Below are 21,841 nucleotides of genomic sequence, written 5' to 3' on the forward strand. Positions count from 1 at the left end.
TCTCTTACTACCTATATGTCAACCATTAGTTTCTTTTCGTCTATCGATGCGTTAACCACACAACCCTACTCAGTAGATCTTTACCTGTCCCATATCCAGGATGGATTATGGCGCGAAATGCTAGAACCGATCCGTCAGGGAGTGTCAGAGGCCGATTCGTGCAATTCTCTTCCCATAGTCGCTATCTCTGGTTTGTTCTCTATACATACAAACGGATTATCACTTATCCAACATTCGGGCTTTATCGCAATGGACGTAGAGGGCTTTCGGGATCTACAGCGAGGCAAACAGATTTTGGCTCTGGACAAATATACCTATGCGGTATTTGAGAACTATTCCGGCAAGGCACTGACAGTGGTAGTCCGCATTCCAGCTAGTGACCATATGAAGGTGTATCAGGCGCTGAGCGAGTATTACGAGGGTGTCTATGGCATTATCACCGACCCATCGGATCAGTTTGTCACACGATTCCGGTATGTGACGTATGACCCGGATCTGAGAAGCAATCCGAAGGCAGAGGTGTTTACTCCTTAAGATACATGCTTTTCCTATCACTTATCTCTTTTGATTCTTCTTCCTATGTTGGTTTATAATCACTTTCATCCTTCTTCCTACCATGTTACTTTTTTGCTTGTCCAAAAAAGTAACCCAAAAAGGACACCTTTTCCCGATCCTCCAACCCGCATGGCCAAGGGCCAACCTCGCGGGAAAAGGAAGCCCAACGCACCTACCTAACCGCACACGATTGAAGTGATCACAATTCTCTTTGTAACATGTGCTGGTTGATCTTTTGTAAAACAGCATAGCATCTTTTGGATGCTACAAAGAGAGTAAAGATTCCTTTCAACGCGAATCGTTGTAACTGTGCGCTGGCCTTCTTTCTGCCGCGAGGAAAGCCCCTGGCTTTGCGCGGGGGAGGTTCGGCAGAAAGTGTCCTTTTTGGGTTACTTTTTTGGACAAGCAAAAAAGTAACATGGTAGGAAGAAGGATGATAGAGACTATAAATCAATATAGGAAGAGACAATAAAACAACATAGGAACACGCAACAAATCAACCAACTTACGAAAACACATGAAAGACCATACCATAACCTTATTCCCTCACGCATACGCGAAAACCGGGCAAGCCTACCCACTTCGAACCTTCCTGGAAAACATACAAAACGGCACCTGGAAAGATGCGGTGCAGAAAGTACGAACCTGCAATAATGAAGACAACCAGAAAAAGCTCAAAGAGAAATTGCCTGCCGTAACCATTTCCGGAGTGTTTACAGACGGCAAGTCAGACACTCACCTGCAGCAGCATTCGAACTTTATAGCCATTGACCTGGACGATGTAACCGATCTGGACAAAGTCAAAGCCTTGCTTGAGCAAGATCCATATACCTATGCCCAGTTTGTCAGTTGTCGGGGCAAAGGCTTGTGTGTGGTAGTACGCATCGATGGCAAAAAACACAAGCTGGCCTTTGATGGCTTGTCGCAGTATTATTTCCAGACCTATGGACTGATCGTAGACCCCAGCGGTTGCAATGTGTCTCGTCTGCGATTTGTCAGCTATGATCCGGACCTACGGGTGATGGAAGATTCGAAGGTGTTTAAACTCTATCCTGAAAAGGAAAAGAAAAAGCCCGATACGCGCAATATCTTCTTTGGCAGTCATGACATAGACCATGTATTTGATCAGATACAAAGCCGACAAATCGACATTACAGGCAACTACCACCAGTGGTGCTCTATTGGCTTTGCTCTGGCTGATTACTTTGGCGAAATAGGCCGTGACCGCTTTCTGGCAGTGAGTCAATTTTCGTCACTGTATGATGCAAAAAAGGCTGATCAGCAGTACTCTGCCTGCCTCAGACACAATGCTACCAGCGTGAAGAAGGTCACCATTGCCACCTTTCTGTGGTATTGCAAGCAGCATGGTATCAGCATTATTTCCGAACAAACCAAAGCCATTGTACAGTCGGCCAAACTGGGAAAGAATGGAAGCAATACCGTGGAGGGAACTGTCAATGTATTGCAACAGGTCCATGGCATTGATCCGGAGATGGCGCGGCCTATAGTAGAGCAGGTATATGCTACCCCTCAGGATATAGACGAAGACCGGATTCCGCTTTGGGTACGACTCGAAAAGTATTTCAAAGAATATCAGCCTGATCTCAAACGCAATGTACTCAATCAGGAAGTGTACCGCAACTATATACGCCAGACCGAAAGAGATCTGATTGATATTACCATTGATGCCTCCCGCAAGATTTTGCAGCCGATTGGCAAAGACATGGTCTTTGATTATATGAAGTCGTCAGGTATTGTAGAGTTTAATCCGTTGAGAGACTTTTTCGAAGGCATGGGTAGTGCTACTACAGGCCATATCCGGCGTCTGGCCGAATCGTTGCGCTGCAAGCATGGTCATGACTTTGCCACTACAGTGCTGCGCAAGTGGCTGGTAGGTTGTGTAGGATCGGCATTTGATGTGCATAGCTGTGTGATGCTGGTACTGGCAGGCAAGCAGAAAGCTGGAAAAAGTGCATGGATCAAACAGCTGCTGCCCGATAATCTGTATTGCCGCACCGAACTAATCACACCACATGTATTTGGAGAACGTGCTTACCAGGATGACCTGGTGATGAGCTCGTCCTGGATAGCGATTGACGAGGAGTTTAACAGCATTGTGAAGATGGGCTACAAACGCATGAAATCCATGATTACCCAACCTACGGTGTTTATGCGCTACAACTACGACAGACGGGGTCAGAACAAGCCACGCCTGGTCAACTTTGCGGGCTGTGCCAATGAGGTAGACTTTCTGGAAGATACAACCGGAAATCGCCGCTTTGGGGTGATTGAGGTGACAGAAGGCATCAATTGGGACATATACAATGCGGTAGACAAATATGAACTCTGGAAAGAAGCCTATCACCTGTACATCCAGGGCGTTGACACCGATATGACTGACGAAGAGATGCAACGCATCAATGAGGTAGCCGAAGAATACCGCCTGCGGTCAAAGGAGGAAGAGCTAATTATCAAGTTCTTTACTCCTTGTACTCCACAGGCTTCCGGATCGGCTTTTGTCTCATCGACCACCATTGGTCATTTTCTTCAAATCTACAGTACCTATAAAAACCTGAGTCCGGATAAGATTGGCAGGGCTATGAAATCACTGGGTTTTGACAACAACAAGGGCAAGCCGATCAAGCTTTCCGGCAAATCCATTCGGGGATTCTGGGTGTTGTGTGACGAAGACAAACGTCATAGTCTTAAATAAGCACCCTTTCTAACCAGCCAAAATCCGGGTTCGGGTTACACATGCAGTTTGTCGGTTACACATAGTTACACTTCAGGTTACACTTTAAGTCTTTGATAATGAATCAAGTTACACTGGATACACTTGTTTTGGGGTTCGTAAAATTCCTGGGAGAGTATAGCACACTATATATACCCTATTCTATACTACTATATATATTATATATACACGTGTATAAAGAAACAAGTGTAACCAGTGTAACCGACCTCATTTACAGCCACTTAGAAGTGTAACCGACCTCATTTACAGCCACTTAGAAGTGTAACCGCTAGTGTAACCTAGTGTAGATAGTGTAACCAACCTCAGTATCAGTCATTTACTATTTAAACTATACCATACCTATGCAACCCACCGAATCCCGCTTACAAGGCTTATGCTTCCAATGGCACTGGAACACCTTCCCTCACTACAGAGGCTTATTACACATGAATAACAACACCTCCCAAAACGCGATTAAAGGCGCTTTAAACCGATCTATGGGAGTTGTGAGGGGTGTTGCAGACCTGGAATATTTCTTTGCGTCTACAGGCCATTTCATTGAGTTAAAATCACAAGAGGGAATCCAGAGCGAGGAGCAGAAACTGTTTCAGGCAAGAATTGAAGAACAAGGTGGCTATTATCACATTATTCACAGTTATGACGAGTTCAAGCAATTAATCACTGCTATACATACAGGCTATATGATCACTCTTCCTATGTTATTCTATTGTCCAGGGCTTTTAGCTGCCTTCACATATTTGCGTGTGTGTTCCTATGTTGGTTTGTTGTCCCTTACTTTTCTCTTCCATAGGCTTCTTCATTTTTTGCTTGCCCAAAAAACGAAGCAAAAAAGGGCAAAAAATTCCAAAGCTTCGCCGCTCAGGGCCATCGCTAGGCCCGCGGAATTTTTATCCCTACGCACCTACACTACCAACCACGATTGAAGTGACTACTAGTCTTTTTGTACCATGTGCTGGTTGATCTTTTGTAAAACAGCATAGCATCTTTTGGATGCTACAAAGAGAGTAAAGATTCCTTTCAACGCGAATCGTTGTAACTGTGCGCTGGCCTTCTTTCTGCCGCGAGGAAAGCCCCTGGCTTTGCGCGGGGGAGGTTCGGCAGAAAGTGTCCTTTTTGGGTTACTTTTTTGGACAAGCAAAAAAGTAACATGGTAGGAAGAAGGATGATAGAGACTATAAATCAATATAGGAAGAGACAAGCAAAAAACAAATAGCCACAAGAAGACTAAAGAAAGGGGCTATAAACAAACACAATTAAATTAAATAAAATTAAAACCCAACAACACCCATATGTATTTCGACACAAACGCATACGATCAATACGAAGAAAGTCACAAAGAATCCACCACCTTCTGGCGTAAAGTGACGCACAGCTACAGCCTGGCCTATCTGGATTTTCTAAGTTGGGGCATACAACATCCCGCCCCACAAAAATCATCAATTAAGCTGGCACTATCCGGCAGAAACAAACGCTACACCAACATGCTCTATGACTTCTTTCAGTCCAAAGGATTGGTGATTAATGTAACAGGCACACTGAAAGACAAACAGGCCGTCTATACCTTCCAGATCGGGCAAGACGCCAATGCTAACTACCAACTCACAGATCCGGAAGAGCTGACCTGTACCGAATACTATCTCAACCGATATGATGCAGAAACGGCCGCTTTCAAGCTGGCATTTACAGTGTTGAATAAATGGATAATAGACCAGCACAGCTATGGGTTTAGACTTCGGTAAACAATCCTGACAGGCACCACCCTGCACTAGCTTTACACTCTTGCGCATAGCTGTGCGCAGCAAGCCCTCTGCCGTGAACTATGCGCAGCAACAACCATGAGCATAGTTCACGACAAAACCGATCCTAACCCGAGCAAACCGCAGACCGAGGCTTCAGTCCCAATGCTGCGTGGAATTCGCAGCAGAAAATGCCTTACGCATAACTCACGTCAAAACACACACTGCGCATAGTTCGGTTCAAAAATCAATTTGCCCCTAACTATGCGCAACAAAACAACTATTCACAAACGATAACTTTAACACCAATGGATTTACAAAAGATAGGCCAACGCATTTTATATGTACGCACTGAAATAGCCAAACTCCCTCAACGCGAATTTGTGCAACGCATGGGACTAGGCCAAAGTAACATATCCCAACTGGAAAAAGGCCAGAGCCTCCCCTCCTGCTTTTTCCTCTACAGCCTGCATGTAACCTATGATGTGAATTTGAATTGGTTGATGACTGGGAATGGGGAGGTGAAAATGGACTGATAGATACAAAACGCTAACAATTATTATTATCGTTTTGTATTTAATGGAATATAAACGAAATAAAAATACCTCAAATGAGGTATTGTCCAGACGAGAGAAACAGGTTAGTATTGGATCAATATATATGTTATATTTTGAGTTAAAATCTCATGCTATAAGTCATATACTTGAAATTATCAATGAAGTTGCAACACATTGGTCAAAAAACAAGCGCACTTTCAAATAGAAAATTGAATAATATGAAAAACATCTTAACCCTTATTTTAACTTTAGTTACAATAAATTCGTTTGGACAAAAAATTGATGCTCCGATTATATCAGAATGGCAAAATCCAAAAATACTTTCTCCTGATTACAGATATAATTCGGCTTCAATCTATTTAGTTAATGGCTCACTACTTCCGAATTTATTTTCAGGGGCAACTTTGACGAGAAAAGAGCGAAATATCTATCATTTAAAAGCGAATAACTATGCAAAATACGTTTTTTTGTCTGTTGAAATTAAGCATCCTAAAAGTAAAGAGTTGCTGACCATACCATTGTATTTATTAGATGCGACGAAACCGAATAGTCAACAATTTGTAGCATCTAATATGGGGAGAGTTCTAGATGAAATAAAAGATGAAGATCTAATATATAAACCTCTAGATGCAACAGGAAGACTTAAAGCCATCACAGGGAATTCTGCAAATGAAATTGCGGCACAAGCTTTTGAAATATCAACTAGTCTGTTCAAAACCGCGCTTGCCCTTAAAGAAGGACCTTTTGGGGCAAATGAGATTTTACAAAATGTACAAAAGGGAGCAGAATATTTTAAAAAAATAGCCCAAGAAAAAACCATAACAAATGAATTCATAATACCCATAATCAAACAATCAGATGTGTACAAATATGAAATTTATTCAGTATCTATTCACCAAATAAAATGGGATTTTAAAACTGCGGGAAATGATTTATTAGCTTATTTAAAAAATAAAGAACAAACATTAGAGCAAATTTTAGGTTCTTTAGATACGAAAAATCCATATTTGGTTGTCGTTAGATATAAATCATATTATTCTCTCCCTACAGATTGGATTAAAAACGTTGAAATAGATCAGAATTATCTGAATAACAGACAAAGTAAACTCGTTGAGTTTTCAGGAATGAAAAAAGAACTTGAATCCTTTTTATTAAGCAACCTTAAGGAAGCAATTTCAATGAAAAAGGATTTTATGGTTTATACTAGAGATAAAGAAATTAATCAAGTAAATAATGATGTTATCAGCCGCTTGATGAACTCCTATTTCATCATAATGGAAAGTTATCTAAATGAAAGTGAAAGACATAAGACAACTGATGAGAGAAAATCTTACTTTGAGAACAATTACCAAGAAGCATATAGGATACTTTTTAATCAAATTGATGATTATATAAATGGAGACTTGAAAAGTGCTAAAAATGTAATAGAAAAGTATTTTGAATTATCCAAAACAGACCTATCCAAACTTACTGAATCTGAATTGTGTAGCAATCTTCAATCAATGGAGTATTATAATAATATAGTACAAGAACAGCAAAATAGTAATAAATCTACAACTCAAATAACTAGTTCAAAGTTTTATCCCAAATACAATGACTTGATTAATAAAATCGAAATTGTTTTATATAAAAAAGCATTCAATATTGACAAACTAAAAACAGATGCAGAAAAAGCCAACTTTCTAAATGCCCAAATTGAAGAATATCCTTGTTGTATAATTTGTAAAGAGAAAGCAAATCTAATTGTAACAGAAATTAATAAAGTTAATGATAGTGTCCGCAAAGAACAACTCCAATTATTGCAAAAAGATTACTTAGTTACTCTTAAGAACTGGGATGAAATTGCAAAAAGTATCGCTTCTAATATTAATCAAAAATACCCGATAACAGATAGAGAAATTTTATCACCTATTGATAAGAAAATACTTCAAGAAATTGAGAAGCAATACCAAAATATTATATCAGCTAGCAATCAATATTTATCAATTAATGATATTCAGCCTTCAATACTAAATTCTACAGAACTAATTAACCAACTTAACAAGTATTTAATTATTAGAAAAACTGTATCACATTCAATTACAGTTCTAGTAACACACAAATTAATTAACGAAACCGATATACTTGGCAATAAAGAATAGAACAAGTATTACTAATGTTTTCTACCTTGTAGTTGGTAGTTTAGTAGTTAAATTAAACCAATAAATCTAAAAATGAGAATTAGAAAAATACAACTAAAAAACGGGTATAAAAGATTTTATGATTTAACAATTGATTTAGGGCCTGAGCCGAAAAGAATTATTGCTCTTGTTGGACCAAATGGATGTGGAAAAAGTAGTGTATTTGATGGAATGTTGTATTTAAACAGCACTAGAGTTCAAATTGGAAAATCAGATTATAAAAATCCAAGAGACTATAAATATCACTCAATGTTCCAAGATAGTTCTTTTAATCAGAATAACGTATTCATTGAATTTACTAGTGGAAGTTTTCAAACTGTAGTTAACACAAAAATTTCAAAAGGAAATACGATTTTTTCATTTAGGAGCCCATATAGATACAATAGTAACCTCAAGATAAAAGAAACTAAAGCTATTTCAGAAATCAATCTTAATAATTATGGTGCTGCATTTTCTCCAGACCTAGATGATAAAATGGAGGAGAACTATAGGCGTTTAAATGTAAAGTATAATGCATATATGCATTTTGCAGATTGTAAACCAAGCGAGGCAAAAGCAAAAATCATTGGAGATTTAAATAATTCACTTTCAAAATGTCTAGATTTAATAATAACGGGAATAGGAAATGTAGAGGCAGGACAAGGAACTTTATACTTTACTAAAAGAGACCATACAAAAGAATTTGAGTTCAATGTGCTATCCTCTGGCGAAAAAGAGGTTGTTGATATCTTACTAGATTTATATTTAAGGCGAGAGGAATATAATGACACCATATTTTTAATCGACGAGCCTGAACTTCATATTAATACATCAATTCAAAAAAAACTTTTGATTGAAATCAACAATCTGATAGGAGAAAACTGCCAATTATGGGTTGCTACTCACAGTATAGGTTTTTTAAGAGCCCTGCAAGAAGACTTAAAAGATGATTGCCAAGTCATACAGTTTAAGAAAGGAATAAACTGGGCATCAACAAAGCAAGTACTTACTCCAATTAAGAAATCTTTATTTAAATGGAAGGAAATTTTTGAAACTGCATTAGATGACCTCACAGGCTTAGTAAGTCCTAGACGCATTATTTATTGTGAAGGCAAAGACCGACCAGGTATGAATGGATTAGAAAAAGGATTTGATGCCAAGGTTTTTAATACTATTTATGGTGAAAAATATCATGATACCTTGTTTATTTCAAGTGGTGGTAATACCGAACTTGACCAAAGAAGTGAAATTGCATTAGCAATATTGACAAAAGTATTTTCAGATATTGAAATACTTGTATTAAAAGACCGAGATACATCCTCTGGAAAACAAAATGACGAAAATGATAGACAATTATACTTACAAAATAACCCTCAACATTTCAGAATGATGAAGCGTTGGGAAATCGAAAATTATCTTTATGACAAAGAAGTACTATCTGCTTATTGTAACACGATGGGTTTAGCATTCAATGAAACAGAGTACGACAAATTTGTAACCAATATTACTGACCAAAACCTAAAAGATGAGACTGGACGAATTAAAAACTATTGTGGTATAACAACGAGTATCAATCCTGAAACATTCAAGTTGACATTGTCTCAATATATAACGGAAGAAATGAAAGTTTACACAGAATTAGAACAATGTATATTTCAAAGACAATAACACGGGCGGAAAATAACCTAGGTCTGGCAATGGAAGGCGGACAATCTATTCCCTTGCTTCTTGGGACTAAGAGATATTGTCTATATTGTCTAAAAGCTTAAAAACAAACACAATTAACATTCTTAATATATCTAACCTAGAATCAAAATATAGCTTATAAATCACTTCTTAAAAAGTAATCAAAGAGGTGTAAATTTCAAATAAATTTGCCTATTAAGATCAACATACCTAGAACAAAGATGATAGCAAGAAACTCAAGTTTTCCACATTTCAACAACTTAGTAGTAATAAAAAATTATAATTAACATAATTCCTTTACACAACACTTTCAATGAAAATGTATTTTTTATTGTATTTACTCTAATCATCTGTACGATTCACAAAAATGCTTAAATCGGATTCATTTAATCAGTAGTTATGTTTTCTATTTGACTATCTTTAGGTTCAAATTCTATTCCAATATTTTTTGTATTTTGAGATACAAAGTAATCATGATTAAATGAATAAATTTCTAATCTATCATCCAAGATTACATGAAGGTGGTTTCCATAATTAATTGATCTAGGATATGTCCTCCACCTTGTTATCTCGTTTGGAATAGTAAAAGATTCATTATCACTTTGAATTACAACCAATGCATTTTCGCATTCAATAATATTACCAAAATAAGTAGTTCCACCATAGACTACATCTCCTTTCCATGGAGCTAATTTGACAGACTTTAAAGTTTTGAACTCACTCTCTCCTTTTTCTATATTTGCATAATTATTAAATTTTACAACCTTGAAACCATCTTCTGTAGCCTTATAAATTTTATCCCCAATTCCCCAGCTTATATATTTTTTATTAAAATCTCTTCCTTTTGAATTAAATATTTCTAACTCAGAAATATTCTGTATAAACTCTCGTTTGTATATTGGTTTACCCCTTTCATCTTGAATAATATCTCCTTCTTTATTTTGTAAGTTCACCCACCCAAATGTTGACATATACGAACTTTCAACTAATGAAGTATTATAAATACTTAAGTAAGAATAGTTTGCAAAGGAAGAATGATTTTTACTAACTTGAAAAATAGGTATTTTTTCTATTTTTTTACTCTCATAAGCTGGTAATGCTCCATTTAACATATTGTATTCAAATAAACCTTCACTTCCTCCAGATAAAGCAATTTGAGGATATTTATTTGCTCTGATGGAAAATAGTGATGCATCCCATAATTTATTTTGTTTAGTACTTACGGGATTTTTTGTTTTTGAATTATGTACCTCATTTGCAAAAAAACCTTTTTGAGTTATGTAGTATAACTTGTTATTATATATTTCAGTATCTGAAGGTAAAGTTTTATTTGGGACGTCCTGTTCTCCTATTAAAAACGCTTCTATCTCGTCCTCCGATAATTCTAATAGCAGGCCAACTACATTATTAAACTTATTATACAATACTGTTGTCAGATCTTGATCTTTTAACAAATCTCTCACAAGTGAATGATAAAGACGACTACCAAACAAAAAGCCATATTTCAGGATAGTACTGTCGATACCCTTTTCAATAAATGAGTATATTAGTTGCTCCCAATCATAAACTTTCAGATCCCCATTAAAAGTCCATAAATACAACCTTCCTCGATAGATCTGGCAATCGAAATAATTTCCTCGAATAATAATTTTTATAGGTTGCATGTTATTCCTCTAAGTATTTTAGTCATTTTCGATTTACTTATTAAGTTACCAACTACCCATTTTGATAGAATTGATTCACTTGGTCTATCCTGTGGTTTATCCTGATAATGAGCAGGATAACCATGCCAAGCCTCATTATTATTAGAATCTACAAACTTAGCAATCTTTAATTCTGTATTATCAGTAGCATGACCAATTACTTCCAAGCTATTGCTGGTATCTATTTTTAATCCCCAACAAACATAACTGCCGTCCAACCAACCTGAATTATAAGCATTATCGAAACAAGCTACTTCATCACTCTCCGAAATTAGCCATTGAGATTTCCTGTTCTTAAAACTCGTATTTCGATGTTGTTCATGTATTAGATATTTTACTGATCCATTCTTTGATACTTTGGCAGTAATTGTATATTCAGAAAGTTGTTTTGACATATCATTAGGCTTTATTATCTGTTCACCTTTTCTATTTAATTACTCATATGTATACAAGATCATGTATTCACTGCCACATCATCTTTCTTATTCATCTATTTAAAGAGTTATATAGGGTAATCAGTGCAATAATCTGTAGAAATTATAAGAAAAGAAACGTGAAAAACACCCTTTTTAATGATAATTATTATGTCATGTAGACTCTTTCTATTATTCTCTTTAATCATATAAATATTTAAACTTCTCCAAAACTTATTGGCTAGGTACCTACTGTTCAAGTGATCAAACATTCAAAATATAGATTCATAACCCAGTAACCAAAACCAACCAAAAGTAAGTCAAACCTGTGTTTTGAGCGTAGTTCTGATAATCAAAACTACGCTCTAAAACGCATGGATATAATGCCGATATTTGTAAAGTCAATCAGCAAGTAGTCCGGACACTGACTGGTGATCTTGTTTCACTATTCAACTACTTATACATTTATGGCATTAACGCTAACCTTATTGACATCCAAAGCAGACTGTGACAAAGTACTCGACGAACTTTCAGACCTGAAAGGCGAACTGGAGTACAAACAAATCTCACTAACCCGTAGTCGAGACAATGCCTCCGACCGGGCATCTGACATCGAAGCTACCCTTGCCTCTGCCCAGGCAGAAGTAGACTCACTAACAGCTATCATCGCCGTATTGCCCGAAGGCTCTACCAAGACCGAGATGGAGACACGTAAAGTAAAGGCTGAATACAAGCTGTTCACAGCCGAACAACGCAAGTTACAATACGGTACTACAGCCGTGGTATTGTATGAATCCCAGCTGGATGAGATTGAGCAACGCTTGTCGGTAGTAGATGGCTCTATGTCTTCTATCACCACTCACAAGGCTACTCTACCAGCCTAGTTCTACACACTAGCTAAGAGGCAGCCACCTGGAAGCAGTAGACCACCTGGCTACTGCTTCTTTCTTTCAGGCCACAGTGTAGTATACCTATTCATTTCACTAACCCATTGAATCCACTCATGACTATACGTATTCTAGTAGCAGCCTTATGCTTTGTGCTGGGCCTGGCTGTAGGCATCTTTACAGAGCACAGGCTCAATCCTGATGAGGTCTACACCTGTGAGGTGATAGATTATATCCACATCGAGCAGATCGTAGCCAAACAGGTAGCAGCCCATCCGGTGCAACCGCTGGATGTGGAGAAGATTAAACATGTCAAGAGCTTTACCTATGCGCCTGTGTTTCAGATTGTGGATACCTGCAAAGGGCCATAACCTATCACGCATCGGCATGAATCACCTGGAATGGCACAAACAATGCGAACCGTGTAGGGGCGACTGGCGGTCGCCCTGGTTCCAGCAAACCTTGTTTGTGGTATTCCGATCCTGTAGGGGCAGGGCTTGCCCCTGCCCGGTTTCCGAACGCGAATGATTAGGTTTAGAAAACAACCATTTCGGATTATACCATACAGTGTTTGCGCCTAACACGGGCACCCGCAAGGGGATGCCCCTACATTGTCGGATTAATACAAACATTCCCTGCGACAATCTGGGCGAACACGTGGGTTCGCCCCTACAGGATTTCGGAATAATCCCAATCATTCGAATGGCAAACAGGCAATTACATCACCCCTAACCCTTAAACCCCTATGGCAAAATCAATATACGATTACATCCAGTTTGTGCTAAACAACTGGAAAACCTCAACCCTGGGTTTATTTACCTTCTCAGGGTACATTCTCTGGCTGGTTAACCGGATAGACACACAGTCGTTCGTTTCGCTGCTGGCCTTTATTTCAACAGTCGGTTTCTTCTCCATGAAAGACCCTAAGTAACACAGAAGCATGCCATCCCACTGTAGCGGGACAGGCTGCCTTGGCGAGGATGGCATCACCCCCATCCTTCCTTTCTTCAACCCATACATTTAGCTCTATCACTATGAAATTCCAATACCTGATTATACACTGCACCGCCACTCCCGCCGGACGCTGGATCTCCCCTGACGATGTGAAACGCTGGCACACCAAACCCAAACCCTATGGTAACGGATGGAAACAAGTCGGCTACTCGGATCTGATCTTACTAGATGGCTCCCGTCACCAGTTTGTCAAACACAACAACGACCAGATAATTGACACCTTCGAGATTACAAACGGGGTAGCAGGCATTAACTCCATTTCCAGACACCTGTGTTACGTAGGTGGCCTGGACTCTTCCCACAAAGCGCCATTAGACAGCCGTACCCCTCAGCAGATCTCAACCATGTTAGACATTATCGGTGAAGTATTAGGGTATGCACCCAATGTCAAGATTGCCGGACATAACCAGTTTGACAACAAAGGTTGTCCGAGCTTCTTTGTCCCATCCTGGCTCAAGCAGCTAGGCATTCCCGAGCATAACATCGAGTGGCGCGATCCGTTTGGCTATGAACGCTATTTTAAGCAGGCGTGGAAACGATGAATAGATAACGATAAAAGATTACTTTGTTTATCCAACAGCAAGACAGAGTTCATTCCACAAGCCGTTTAAAGAACTCATCCGATATCTGTCTCAGCAGCTTTTCTAATAAAATCCATTTTTCATGCTGTATCGTATGCAAAGTTGTGACTCATATACAGTAAAGACTTAGTACACTTCCAGATAGACGGTGTGTCAAAAAATAAAGACTAAAGTTCAACAAAGGTGTATACATTGGCATTACCATGTTTGAGTATATACTATCCTGAAAGTAGAATACAATCTGTCTTTTCTTCCTTTGGTATTGATGTATTCAAAATTAAAATTCTATGATAAAAATTAGTGTCTGAGAGAAATAATGGCTTTTCTTAAAGTATTCTTTTTATCTTTAAGCCATTGATTTTTAAACTATTGTTTCTACTTTTTGTTAATAATCTATCTTATTAATAATCTGTCGTAAAGGTATAAATATAAATAAGTAAGTAAGAATGAACAGTGAGCTAAGCCACCTAAAAGCTGACGTAGAAAGGGTAAAGCAAATCCCCATCATTTCAAACATGCTGGAAGTTATCTGTCGAAGTACAGGTATGGGATTTGCAGCTGTAGCCCGAGTGACTGAGAAACACTGGATTGCTTGCAGCGTACACGATGAAATTGCATTTGGCCTCAAATCAGGTGAAGAACTACCTATCCAAACAACTATTTGTAACGAGGTGCGCCACGATAATCAATCTGTTGTGATAGACCATGTAGCAAAAGATGAGTATTTCCGGAATCACCATACACCCAAACTGTATGGCTTTGAGAGTTACATATCAGTACCAATCCAACTCAAAAACGGAGAGTTCTTTGGGACTTTGTGTGCTATTGATCCCAAACCTGCGCTGCTAAATAATCAGACTACAATCGGTATGTTCAATTTGTTTGCCGACCTGATTGCATTTTATCTGCAAAGCATTCAACTCCTTGAACAAGGTACTACCCGTATCGACAATCTGAACCGACAAGTAAATGATGCACAGGATGAAATACGACAGTACGAATTCATTACCAGTCATAACCTGAGAGAACCTCTGCGTCAGCTCCGCATGTTTACTACCATGCTCGTCACGGCTACTGAACAAAACCAAAATGAGAAGGCAAAGACACTGGCATTGAAAGTAAATGAAAAAGCCCTGCGATTCACTGAAATAGTAGCGGATTTGTCCCGTTATTCGGATTTTACGTATAAACGGCAGGATTTTGCAAAAGTTAATTTAAATCAACTGATTCAGGAAGCGCTGGTTGACCTTGAAATGGAACTAAAGCAAAGATCTATAGTGCTAACATTGGATAATTTGCCTGTTATTGAAGCAGTACCTGAGCAAATGATTCAACTGTTTGTATTTTTAATCCGTAATGCCATTCGCTTTTCCCAGCCAGAGCGGCAAGTCAAAGTCCATATCCGTGCGGTACCACCCTTAGAAGGAGCAAAATTTGTTGAGATTCAGGTAAAGGATAATGGCATAGGAATGAGCCAATGGCAACAAGAGAAAATTTTTGATGTATTGAATCATTTCTCTTATGACCAGGCATCTGAGAGTAGCGATATAAGCCTTGCTTATTGTCGTAAGATTGTGCGTAGCCACCAAGGTAGTATCAGTGTAAATTCCGAACCCGATAAAGGAACTACTTTTTCTATCATCCTTCCCCTGACGCAGACTTAAAGGCATAAATTCGTCATGGCTCAAGCAGCTAACTATTCCCGGATATAATATCGAGTGGCGTAATCCGTTTGGATATGAACGGTATTTCAGGCAAGCATGGAAACGATAAGAAATAGAAAAAGCCGATCCTGTGAAAGATCGGCTTTACTATTATTAATGCATTGATAAATGATCTACTTGTTAACAAAATCACGCTCCTTATTCAAACATAAAACCAGACTTAGTATCGATGCTCCCGCAATAATTCCTAAAGCGGTCATATACCCATTTACATAGTTATTCTCTGTAATTACTACTGTCCTTTGATTACCCACCTGCCCATTCTTTCCGAATGGTTCCCAATAGTTTTCCTGAGCATTATAACTTTTGGTTTTTAAGGTAGAAGAATAGAAAATTAAAATTATACTAATAAAAAAACAGCTATCATACACGCTTTAATTATATCTTGTTTCATGGTTGTCCAACCTCTATTACTTTAATTTCATTACTTTGTGAATAAGTATCCTCGAAGTTGAATTCGTAGTTGTCTTGACAACTTCAGGATTGAGAATACTTATTTGACCTATACTAGAAGATTAACTAGTTGTTTTAAGAACAAAAAAAGTGCGTATATACCTGAAAAAGAACGGTATAAATACAAAGACACTGATAATCTCATTATATATGCCATTCATTGCATCTGTCTGAGATGCCAGATAAGTATACAGACAGTACTCCCCTACAAGAAACACAACTAGTATCGTTATAAAATGAATTAACCTATTCACCTTGAAAGAAAAATACAATAGCCCTGAAAAGACAACTATAGTCACTACAGGTAAAAATAGAAACATCCATAAATAATAAAACAAACCTGCTCCACTAGTAATCCCAGGATTTATAAGATAAAAATCCTGGTTTTTCAACATTAGAAACAGATAGAACACCAGATATTTTAAAAATATATAAATCGAAATAGTATAAAATGAGGGCTTAAACATAACTTTTTTATCTAAATATCTCCTTTGTTGATCTGATATAGAGTACTAAACCAGAGCTTTGATTAATAATTCTACTGCCCATATAAAAAAGAACACATAAACAATCCCTATCAGCATCATGTATGTCTCTTTCATCAACAACATACAGACACTCATTAATGGTAGGCCAATAAACATTGCCAAAATCGTAAAATGAATTTCACTTTTTCCGGGAAAATATTTTGAGATTACAAAATGGTTATAAATGAAGGCATCATTAATTATTGCATAAATACCATATATCGCAATTAAATTGCCAACAATAAATACAACTCTTTTGAGCTTCATTATTTATCTCCTTTTATTGTTAGGCTCTCTATAAAGTAATTCAAAACGTCTAGCTCAACAAAAAGCATCCTTGGAGAATATATACTTTTTTGCTTCATTCATGCAAAGTAAAAGAGATTCAAAATAACTCTATCGTTTTCTTTCCACTTTACCCAGGCAGACTTCCAGCAAAGAATCTGTATTCAATGTAATTATCCATCGACTTATCACTTTTGCCTGACACTTGTTTTCTCAGTAAAGTTACCAGAACACACATTCTTCTGATATAGAAGCCTGAAATTATGTCCATAAACGTATATAACAAGCACCTTGTGTTTAAAATAAAAATAAAATTCATAAAACAGAGGTTACTTTAAGGTGGCTATCTTGTATAATATATGTATGTATACATGTTACAATAAGTTATACAATTCAACATCGTGAATGAATGTTGTTTTATTATCACTGATTTCTCAATTTTTCTATATTACTCTATTTTTTTACGATTAAACACTAAGATGATTCCTATGCGTAAAAACAATCTGCTATGCTCACTCATTATAGCCGGAGTTGTGGCTATGACTTTTTCATCCTGTAAAAAAGAGGATACTCCTCCTACACCTGCTGTAGATCCTGAAATTAGTACCACCCCCTATGCTGTGAAAGCCACTGGGTATATTACTCCCAAAAAACAACTGGTAGACAAAGATGGTAACCTGTATGTGACAGGATCTTTTTCTGGTATAGCTGTCTTTGGCACCACTACCCTGACAGCTCAAGGCCAAAGCGATGATATCTTTCTGGCTAAATACAATGCGAAGGGCGAACTACAATGGGTAAAGCAGGAAGGTGGAGCAGATACCGATGTTGCCAGAAGTTTAGCACTGGATGCATCTGGAAATGTGTTCGTTATAGGAGAGTTTAGCTATGCAGCAATTATCGGTGGCACATCGCTGACCTCAAAGGGCTATATTGATATCTTCCTGGCTAAATATACCAGCGAAGGAACTGCACAATGGGTAAAACAAGCAGGTAGTGCCAACCTGGACTATGGAACTGATGTTGTCATAGATGGGACTGATAACATATATATTACAGGCAATTTTTATACAGAAACCATTATTGGAAACACCACATTGACAGCAGTTGGAAATGGACGAAACACCTATATTGCCAAATATACCAGCTCAGGAGAGATGCAATGGGTTAAAAGTGGAGGCGGATATGGCAGATATATTACCCTGGATGGTTCCGGAACCCCATATATAGCCGGAGAATTTTATGATGACATTTCTTTTGGTAGTAAGCAACTCACCGTTCAGGGTAACTCCGATGTATTCATTGTGCATTATTCAGCAACAGGCGAAGTACTGGATGCCCGAACAATAGGTAGCACCAATGCAGAGTTTAGTATCAGAGATCTGAAATTCGACGCTTCCAGTAATCTGTATACTACAGGTTTGTTTACAGGTACTGGCACTGTAGGCACTACCACACTGACATCCAAAGGCCAGACGGATGTTTTTACACTCAAATACAACAACACAGGAGCTGTTCAATGGGTAAAGGCAGCCGCAAGCAATAATGATGACTATGTCAATGCACTTGGAATAGATGGCTCAGGAAACGTCTATATCACTGGCTATTTCTATAATCCTTTTACACTTGAAAGCACTACCTTAACTCCTGCCGGTGGCAGTGACATGTTTGTAGCCAAATACAATAATGCAGGCGAGTTACAGTGGGCACAAAAAGCAGGAGGTGAAAGCACTGATATGGGTACCACCCTTGCACTGGACCGCAGCAATAATCTGTATGTAGCAGGTTCGTTTTATAAATCCATCCAGGTAAATGAAACAACTCTGACAGCAGATAAAGAAGCTTTATTTCTCTGGAAAGTGAAACAGTAATAGCAAACAGTCTTTACAACCTGTCCAGGCAATTTATGAGGATTGACTTCATAAATTGCCTGGACTTTGTACTTGAATTGCATGGACTTTGTACTTGAATGCTGTCAACTTAAGGCAAAGACCCTTATTTCCGTCTTTGGTGTTATCACTAACGAGCTGCTTCCCACCAAAATGTACAAACGGATGCAGTTTGGACAGAAGCGCGAATGTTTCGAATCTGACCCCTAATCAAAAGATGCTGCCGTTTGATCTTCCTGAACCAGAGAAACAACTCCAATAGCAAGACTTTAAGGAAAAAATAGAATCTATACAAGTTGAATATACCCGTAAACGAGCCAATCACTACAGACGTGTCAAACTGCCAGGACACTTGCCTGTAGAACAAATCGAAATCTATCCTGATAGAGATCTATCATAGATGTTTTGCATTGGCTAGGAGATTACAGAAGAATTGGAATGTGAACCTGCACGCTTGTATATCAAACGCGATATCCGTTACAAATACGCTTCTAAAGATCAACAAGCTAGCCGTACAGATCAACAAGAGACGAATCCAGTCAAGATGGGCTCACTTCCTGAACGAGTGATAGACAGAGGCAGGCTTTTTAGCCACCATCCTGACCGACAAATATCTAGATCACTTGCCCTTATACCAGCAAAAACAGCGTTTCGCCAAGGAAAATATCCAGATCCCTTCTTCAACTCTTGAAGGCTGAATCAAAGAAGCTCTCCTAAAACTGGAACCGCTTTATGAGCAGTTAGTCTTTCACACTAAATCCAAAGGCTATCTTCAGGTTGATGAGACACCGATAAAAGTGCTTGAAAGTGAGAAAAAAGGGGTCTGTCATCAAGGTTGGTACTGGGTTTACCATGCGCCATTGGATGGAATGGTCTTGTTTGACTATAGTCCTACCCGAGGCTCAAGTGTACCCTTGTCTATTTTAGGCAACTTTACAGGTTATTTGCAAACAGATGATTATGCTGTGTATGAAAAATATGCTGCCAGCAAACAGATTACGCACCTAGCTTGTTGGGCACATGCTCGTCGTGAGTTCGAAAAAGCGTTAGATAATGACCAACCCAGAGCCGAAAAAGCATTGTTGCTCATTCAGCATCTGTATACAGCAGAACGAAAGTGTAGAGAACAAAAACTGAGCACAGAACAAATCAAGCAAGTGCATTTAGAGAAATGCCTACCTATGCTCAATGAGTTAGGCCAATGGACCTTTGAGCAAATCCAATCTACTCTTCCCAAGAGTCAGATCGGAAAGGCGATGGCCTATGCCTATGCTCGTTGGGGTGCGTTGAGTGCCTATTTATATGATGGATCACTACAGATAGACAATAATCTGGTGGAAAACGCTATCCGACCTATTGCTTTGGGGAGAAAGAACTATTTATTTGCGGGCAGTCATCAGGCCGCACAACAGGCTGCGATGATTTATTCCTTCTTTGCCATCTGCAAGAAAGAGGATATCAATCCTTTTGTATGGTTGAAGTATACCCTGGAAAATATATATTCCATTAATCACAAAAATCTCACCGATCTGTTTCCGCAAGGCTTTAAACGGATTATTCAAACTACCAATATATAGTTCGTCAGGTGCATACATACAAACGGTATCGGGATATATTCGTTGGGATAAAAATCCAGGAACAAGAAAACCTGCTCTCCAAGCAGATTTTCCAGAGTAAAATGTACTAAAAGGCTTACCTTGTTAAGCCTTTTAGTATAAGAATCCACTGGCTTGCATGAAAGAGGCAGTTTTAGTTCCTTTATCAGGACTCTTGTAGGTCTCTTATATCCAGGCAGGTAGAGTACAAAAAAATGATTTAAAAATTATTAATGTCTTTTGCTTTATTAATCAAATATGACATAAAAAGACCCATCACTATAGTCAAAAATATTTGGATTACTGTTAGACGTTATCTTAATTTTATACTCAATACCTTGAGGTAGATCAAAATAATAAGTGTAACTTCCTGTATTTGGAGCAGAATTAGTAGCTACTCTATCAAATATAAATAAATCGCTTTGAGAATCTTTTTTGAATACTTCTATTTTAACGCTGCTTGCATTTACTAGTGAAGCATTCCATGAAATTGGAACAGCAACTGGACTTGATCCTGAAGCAATATAATCTCCACCATTTGGGGATATAATCCAATTGCAATAGGTATAAGTTGGGTTTACAATTGAAAATGCATTAGAATCTGAGTAAATAAGGGCGGCATTGTATTTTGTAACCCTTATTTTATAATCGTTATAGCCACAAAGTGAAGTTGGTATAGTCCAGTTATAACCATATTCAATATATCCATTTGTATTCGAAACTTGATTATAACTGCTCACATGTAAAGCAATATTCATAATTTTGGTATTTCCACGATATAAATATATATCTAAATACTCTGGTACTGTACTACAAAGGGAGAAAAGCCAAGTGATTTTTAGGCTATTCCCTGCATTTACAACAGATCCATGAAGGGGAGATGCTATTCCAATTGGAAATGAATTTTCTCCATTACAGTCAATTTTGGCGGCAGAGGAGTTGTTTTTATTATTCGGAATTAAATTTTCGTTCTGCTGACAACTGACTATTAAAATTCCGAAACAAATTATTAATAAACGCACTAGCAAAGTAAAGTTTTTCATACAGGATTAAAATATATAATTGAGTACTAAAAGGAAATTAAATAGATCTAATGGAAAAATGAAATAGCTAAAACAAATACTTCTAGTGTGCAATGTATTTTATAAATATTAACTATAAGGAGAAATGAAACAAGTAAATTAGGTAAATGCAACTAACGGTTATTTTCTTGTTTAAACTTCACTCTAAATATATCGTTTGTGCAAAAAAAGGTTTTTTTGCTGTAATTAATTCTGTTCAAAAGTTATCTTTTTGTTAACAAAAGATAACTTTTGAACAGAATA

Annotated in this window: 16 protein-coding genes and 1 pseudogene; 14 read left to right on the plus strand and 3 right to left on the minus strand. The window is 37.9% G+C overall.

The genetic code is table 11. From position 1 onward, the window contains the following. Positions 1-15 precede the first annotated feature (15 nt). The 7 genes from QNI22_RS22095 (at position 16) to QNI22_RS22125 (ending at position 9,427) form a co-directional block, all read left to right on the plus strand. On the plus strand, positions 16-534 hold the full coding sequence (locus QNI22_RS22095; RefSeq protein ID WP_314514021.1) for a BT4734/BF3469 family protein: 519 nt from the start codon (positions 16-18) through the stop codon (positions 532-534). Between the two features lie 538 nt (positions 535-1,072). Next, positions 1,073-3,268, plus strand: a complete 2,196-nt coding sequence (locus QNI22_RS22100) for a VapE domain-containing protein (protein ID WP_314514022.1) — start codon at positions 1,073-1,075, stop codon at positions 3,266-3,268. 380 nt (positions 3,269-3,648) lie between these two features. Then, on the plus strand, positions 3,649-4,230 hold the full coding sequence (locus QNI22_RS22105; RefSeq protein ID WP_314514023.1) for a hypothetical protein: 582 nt from the start codon (positions 3,649-3,651) through the stop codon (positions 4,228-4,230). 366 nt (positions 4,231-4,596) lie between these two features. Then, positions 4,597-5,046, plus strand: coding sequence for a hypothetical protein (locus tag QNI22_RS22110; RefSeq protein WP_314514024.1), 450 nt, complete (start codon positions 4,597-4,599; stop codon positions 5,044-5,046). Positions 5,047-5,351: 305 nt separating this feature from the next. Next, positions 5,352-5,579, plus strand: coding sequence for a helix-turn-helix domain-containing protein (locus tag QNI22_RS22115; RefSeq protein WP_314514025.1), 228 nt, complete (start codon positions 5,352-5,354; stop codon positions 5,577-5,579). Positions 5,580-5,818: 239 nt separating this feature from the next. Further along, complete coding sequence (locus QNI22_RS22120) at positions 5,819-7,741, plus strand: hypothetical protein (protein ID WP_314514026.1); 1,923 nt, start codon at positions 5,819-5,821, stop codon at positions 7,739-7,741. 72 nt (positions 7,742-7,813) lie between these two features. Continuing rightward, on the plus strand, positions 7,814-9,427 hold the full coding sequence (locus tag QNI22_RS22125) for an AAA family ATPase (RefSeq protein WP_314514027.1): 1,614 nt from the start codon (positions 7,814-7,816) through the stop codon (positions 9,425-9,427). A 404-nt stretch (positions 9,428-9,831) separates the two neighbouring features. Here QNI22_RS22125 and QNI22_RS22130 read toward each other — a convergent pair whose 3' ends face one another. Beyond that, the gene (locus QNI22_RS22130; RefSeq protein ID WP_314514028.1) at positions 9,832-11,109 is read right to left on the minus strand and encodes a hypothetical protein; all 1,278 of its coding nucleotides are present in this window, start codon (positions 11,107-11,109) and stop codon (positions 9,832-9,834) included. Continuing rightward, positions 11,097-11,543, minus strand: a complete 447-nt coding sequence (locus QNI22_RS22135) for a hypothetical protein (protein WP_314514029.1) — start codon at positions 11,541-11,543, stop codon at positions 11,097-11,099. Before QNI22_RS22135 ends, QNI22_RS22130 begins: the two co-directional genes overlap by 13 nt. 485 nt (positions 11,544-12,028) lie before the next feature. Here QNI22_RS22135 and QNI22_RS22140 point away from each other — a divergent pair, with 485 nt between their 5' ends. The 7 genes and pseudogenes from QNI22_RS22140 (at position 12,029) to tnpC (ending at position 20,498) form a co-directional block, all read left to right on the plus strand. Beyond that, positions 12,029-12,445, plus strand: a complete 417-nt coding sequence (locus tag QNI22_RS22140) for a hypothetical protein (RefSeq protein ID WP_314514030.1) — start codon at positions 12,029-12,031, stop codon at positions 12,443-12,445. 119 nt (positions 12,446-12,564) lie between these two features. Beyond that, positions 12,565-12,819: a hypothetical protein gene (locus tag QNI22_RS22145; protein WP_314514031.1), complete on the plus strand. Its 255-nt coding sequence runs from the start codon at positions 12,565-12,567 to the stop codon at positions 12,817-12,819. Between the two features lie 374 nt (positions 12,820-13,193). Continuing rightward, positions 13,194-13,379, plus strand: coding sequence for a hypothetical protein (locus QNI22_RS22150; RefSeq protein ID WP_314514032.1), 186 nt, complete (start codon positions 13,194-13,196; stop codon positions 13,377-13,379). A gap of 49 nt (positions 13,380-13,428) precedes the next feature. After that, entirely contained in the window at positions 13,429-14,004 is a 576-nt protein-coding gene (locus tag QNI22_RS22155) for a peptidoglycan recognition protein family protein (RefSeq protein ID WP_314514033.1), read from the plus strand. Positions 14,005-14,558: 554 nt separating this feature from the next. Then, positions 14,559-15,707 carry an ATP-binding protein gene (locus QNI22_RS22160; protein WP_314514034.1) on the plus strand — a complete coding sequence of 383 codons (1,149 nt, stop codon included), beginning with the start codon at positions 14,559-14,561 and terminating at the stop codon, positions 15,705-15,707. 1,813 nt (positions 15,708-17,520) lie between these two features. Then, on the plus strand, positions 17,521-18,903 hold the full coding sequence (locus QNI22_RS22165) for an SBBP repeat-containing protein (RefSeq protein ID WP_314514035.1): 1,383 nt from the start codon (positions 17,521-17,523) through the stop codon (positions 18,901-18,903). Positions 18,904-18,984: 81 nt separating this feature from the next. Continuing rightward, positions 18,985-20,498 (plus strand): annotated as a pseudogene (tnpC, locus tag QNI22_RS40330) (IS66 family transposase). Between the two features lie 266 nt (positions 20,499-20,764). Here the strand turns inward: tnpC and QNI22_RS22175 are convergent. Continuing rightward, positions 20,765-21,559, minus strand: a complete 795-nt coding sequence (locus QNI22_RS22175; protein ID WP_314514036.1) for a Ser-Thr-rich GPI-anchored membrane family protein — start codon at positions 21,557-21,559, stop codon at positions 20,765-20,767. Positions 21,560-21,841 lie beyond the last annotated feature (282 nt).

It is taken from the genome of Xanthocytophaga agilis, assembly GCF_030068605.1.
In the GTDB taxonomy this organism is placed as follows: domain Bacteria; phylum Bacteroidota; class Bacteroidia; order Cytophagales; family 172606-1; genus Xanthocytophaga; species Xanthocytophaga agilis.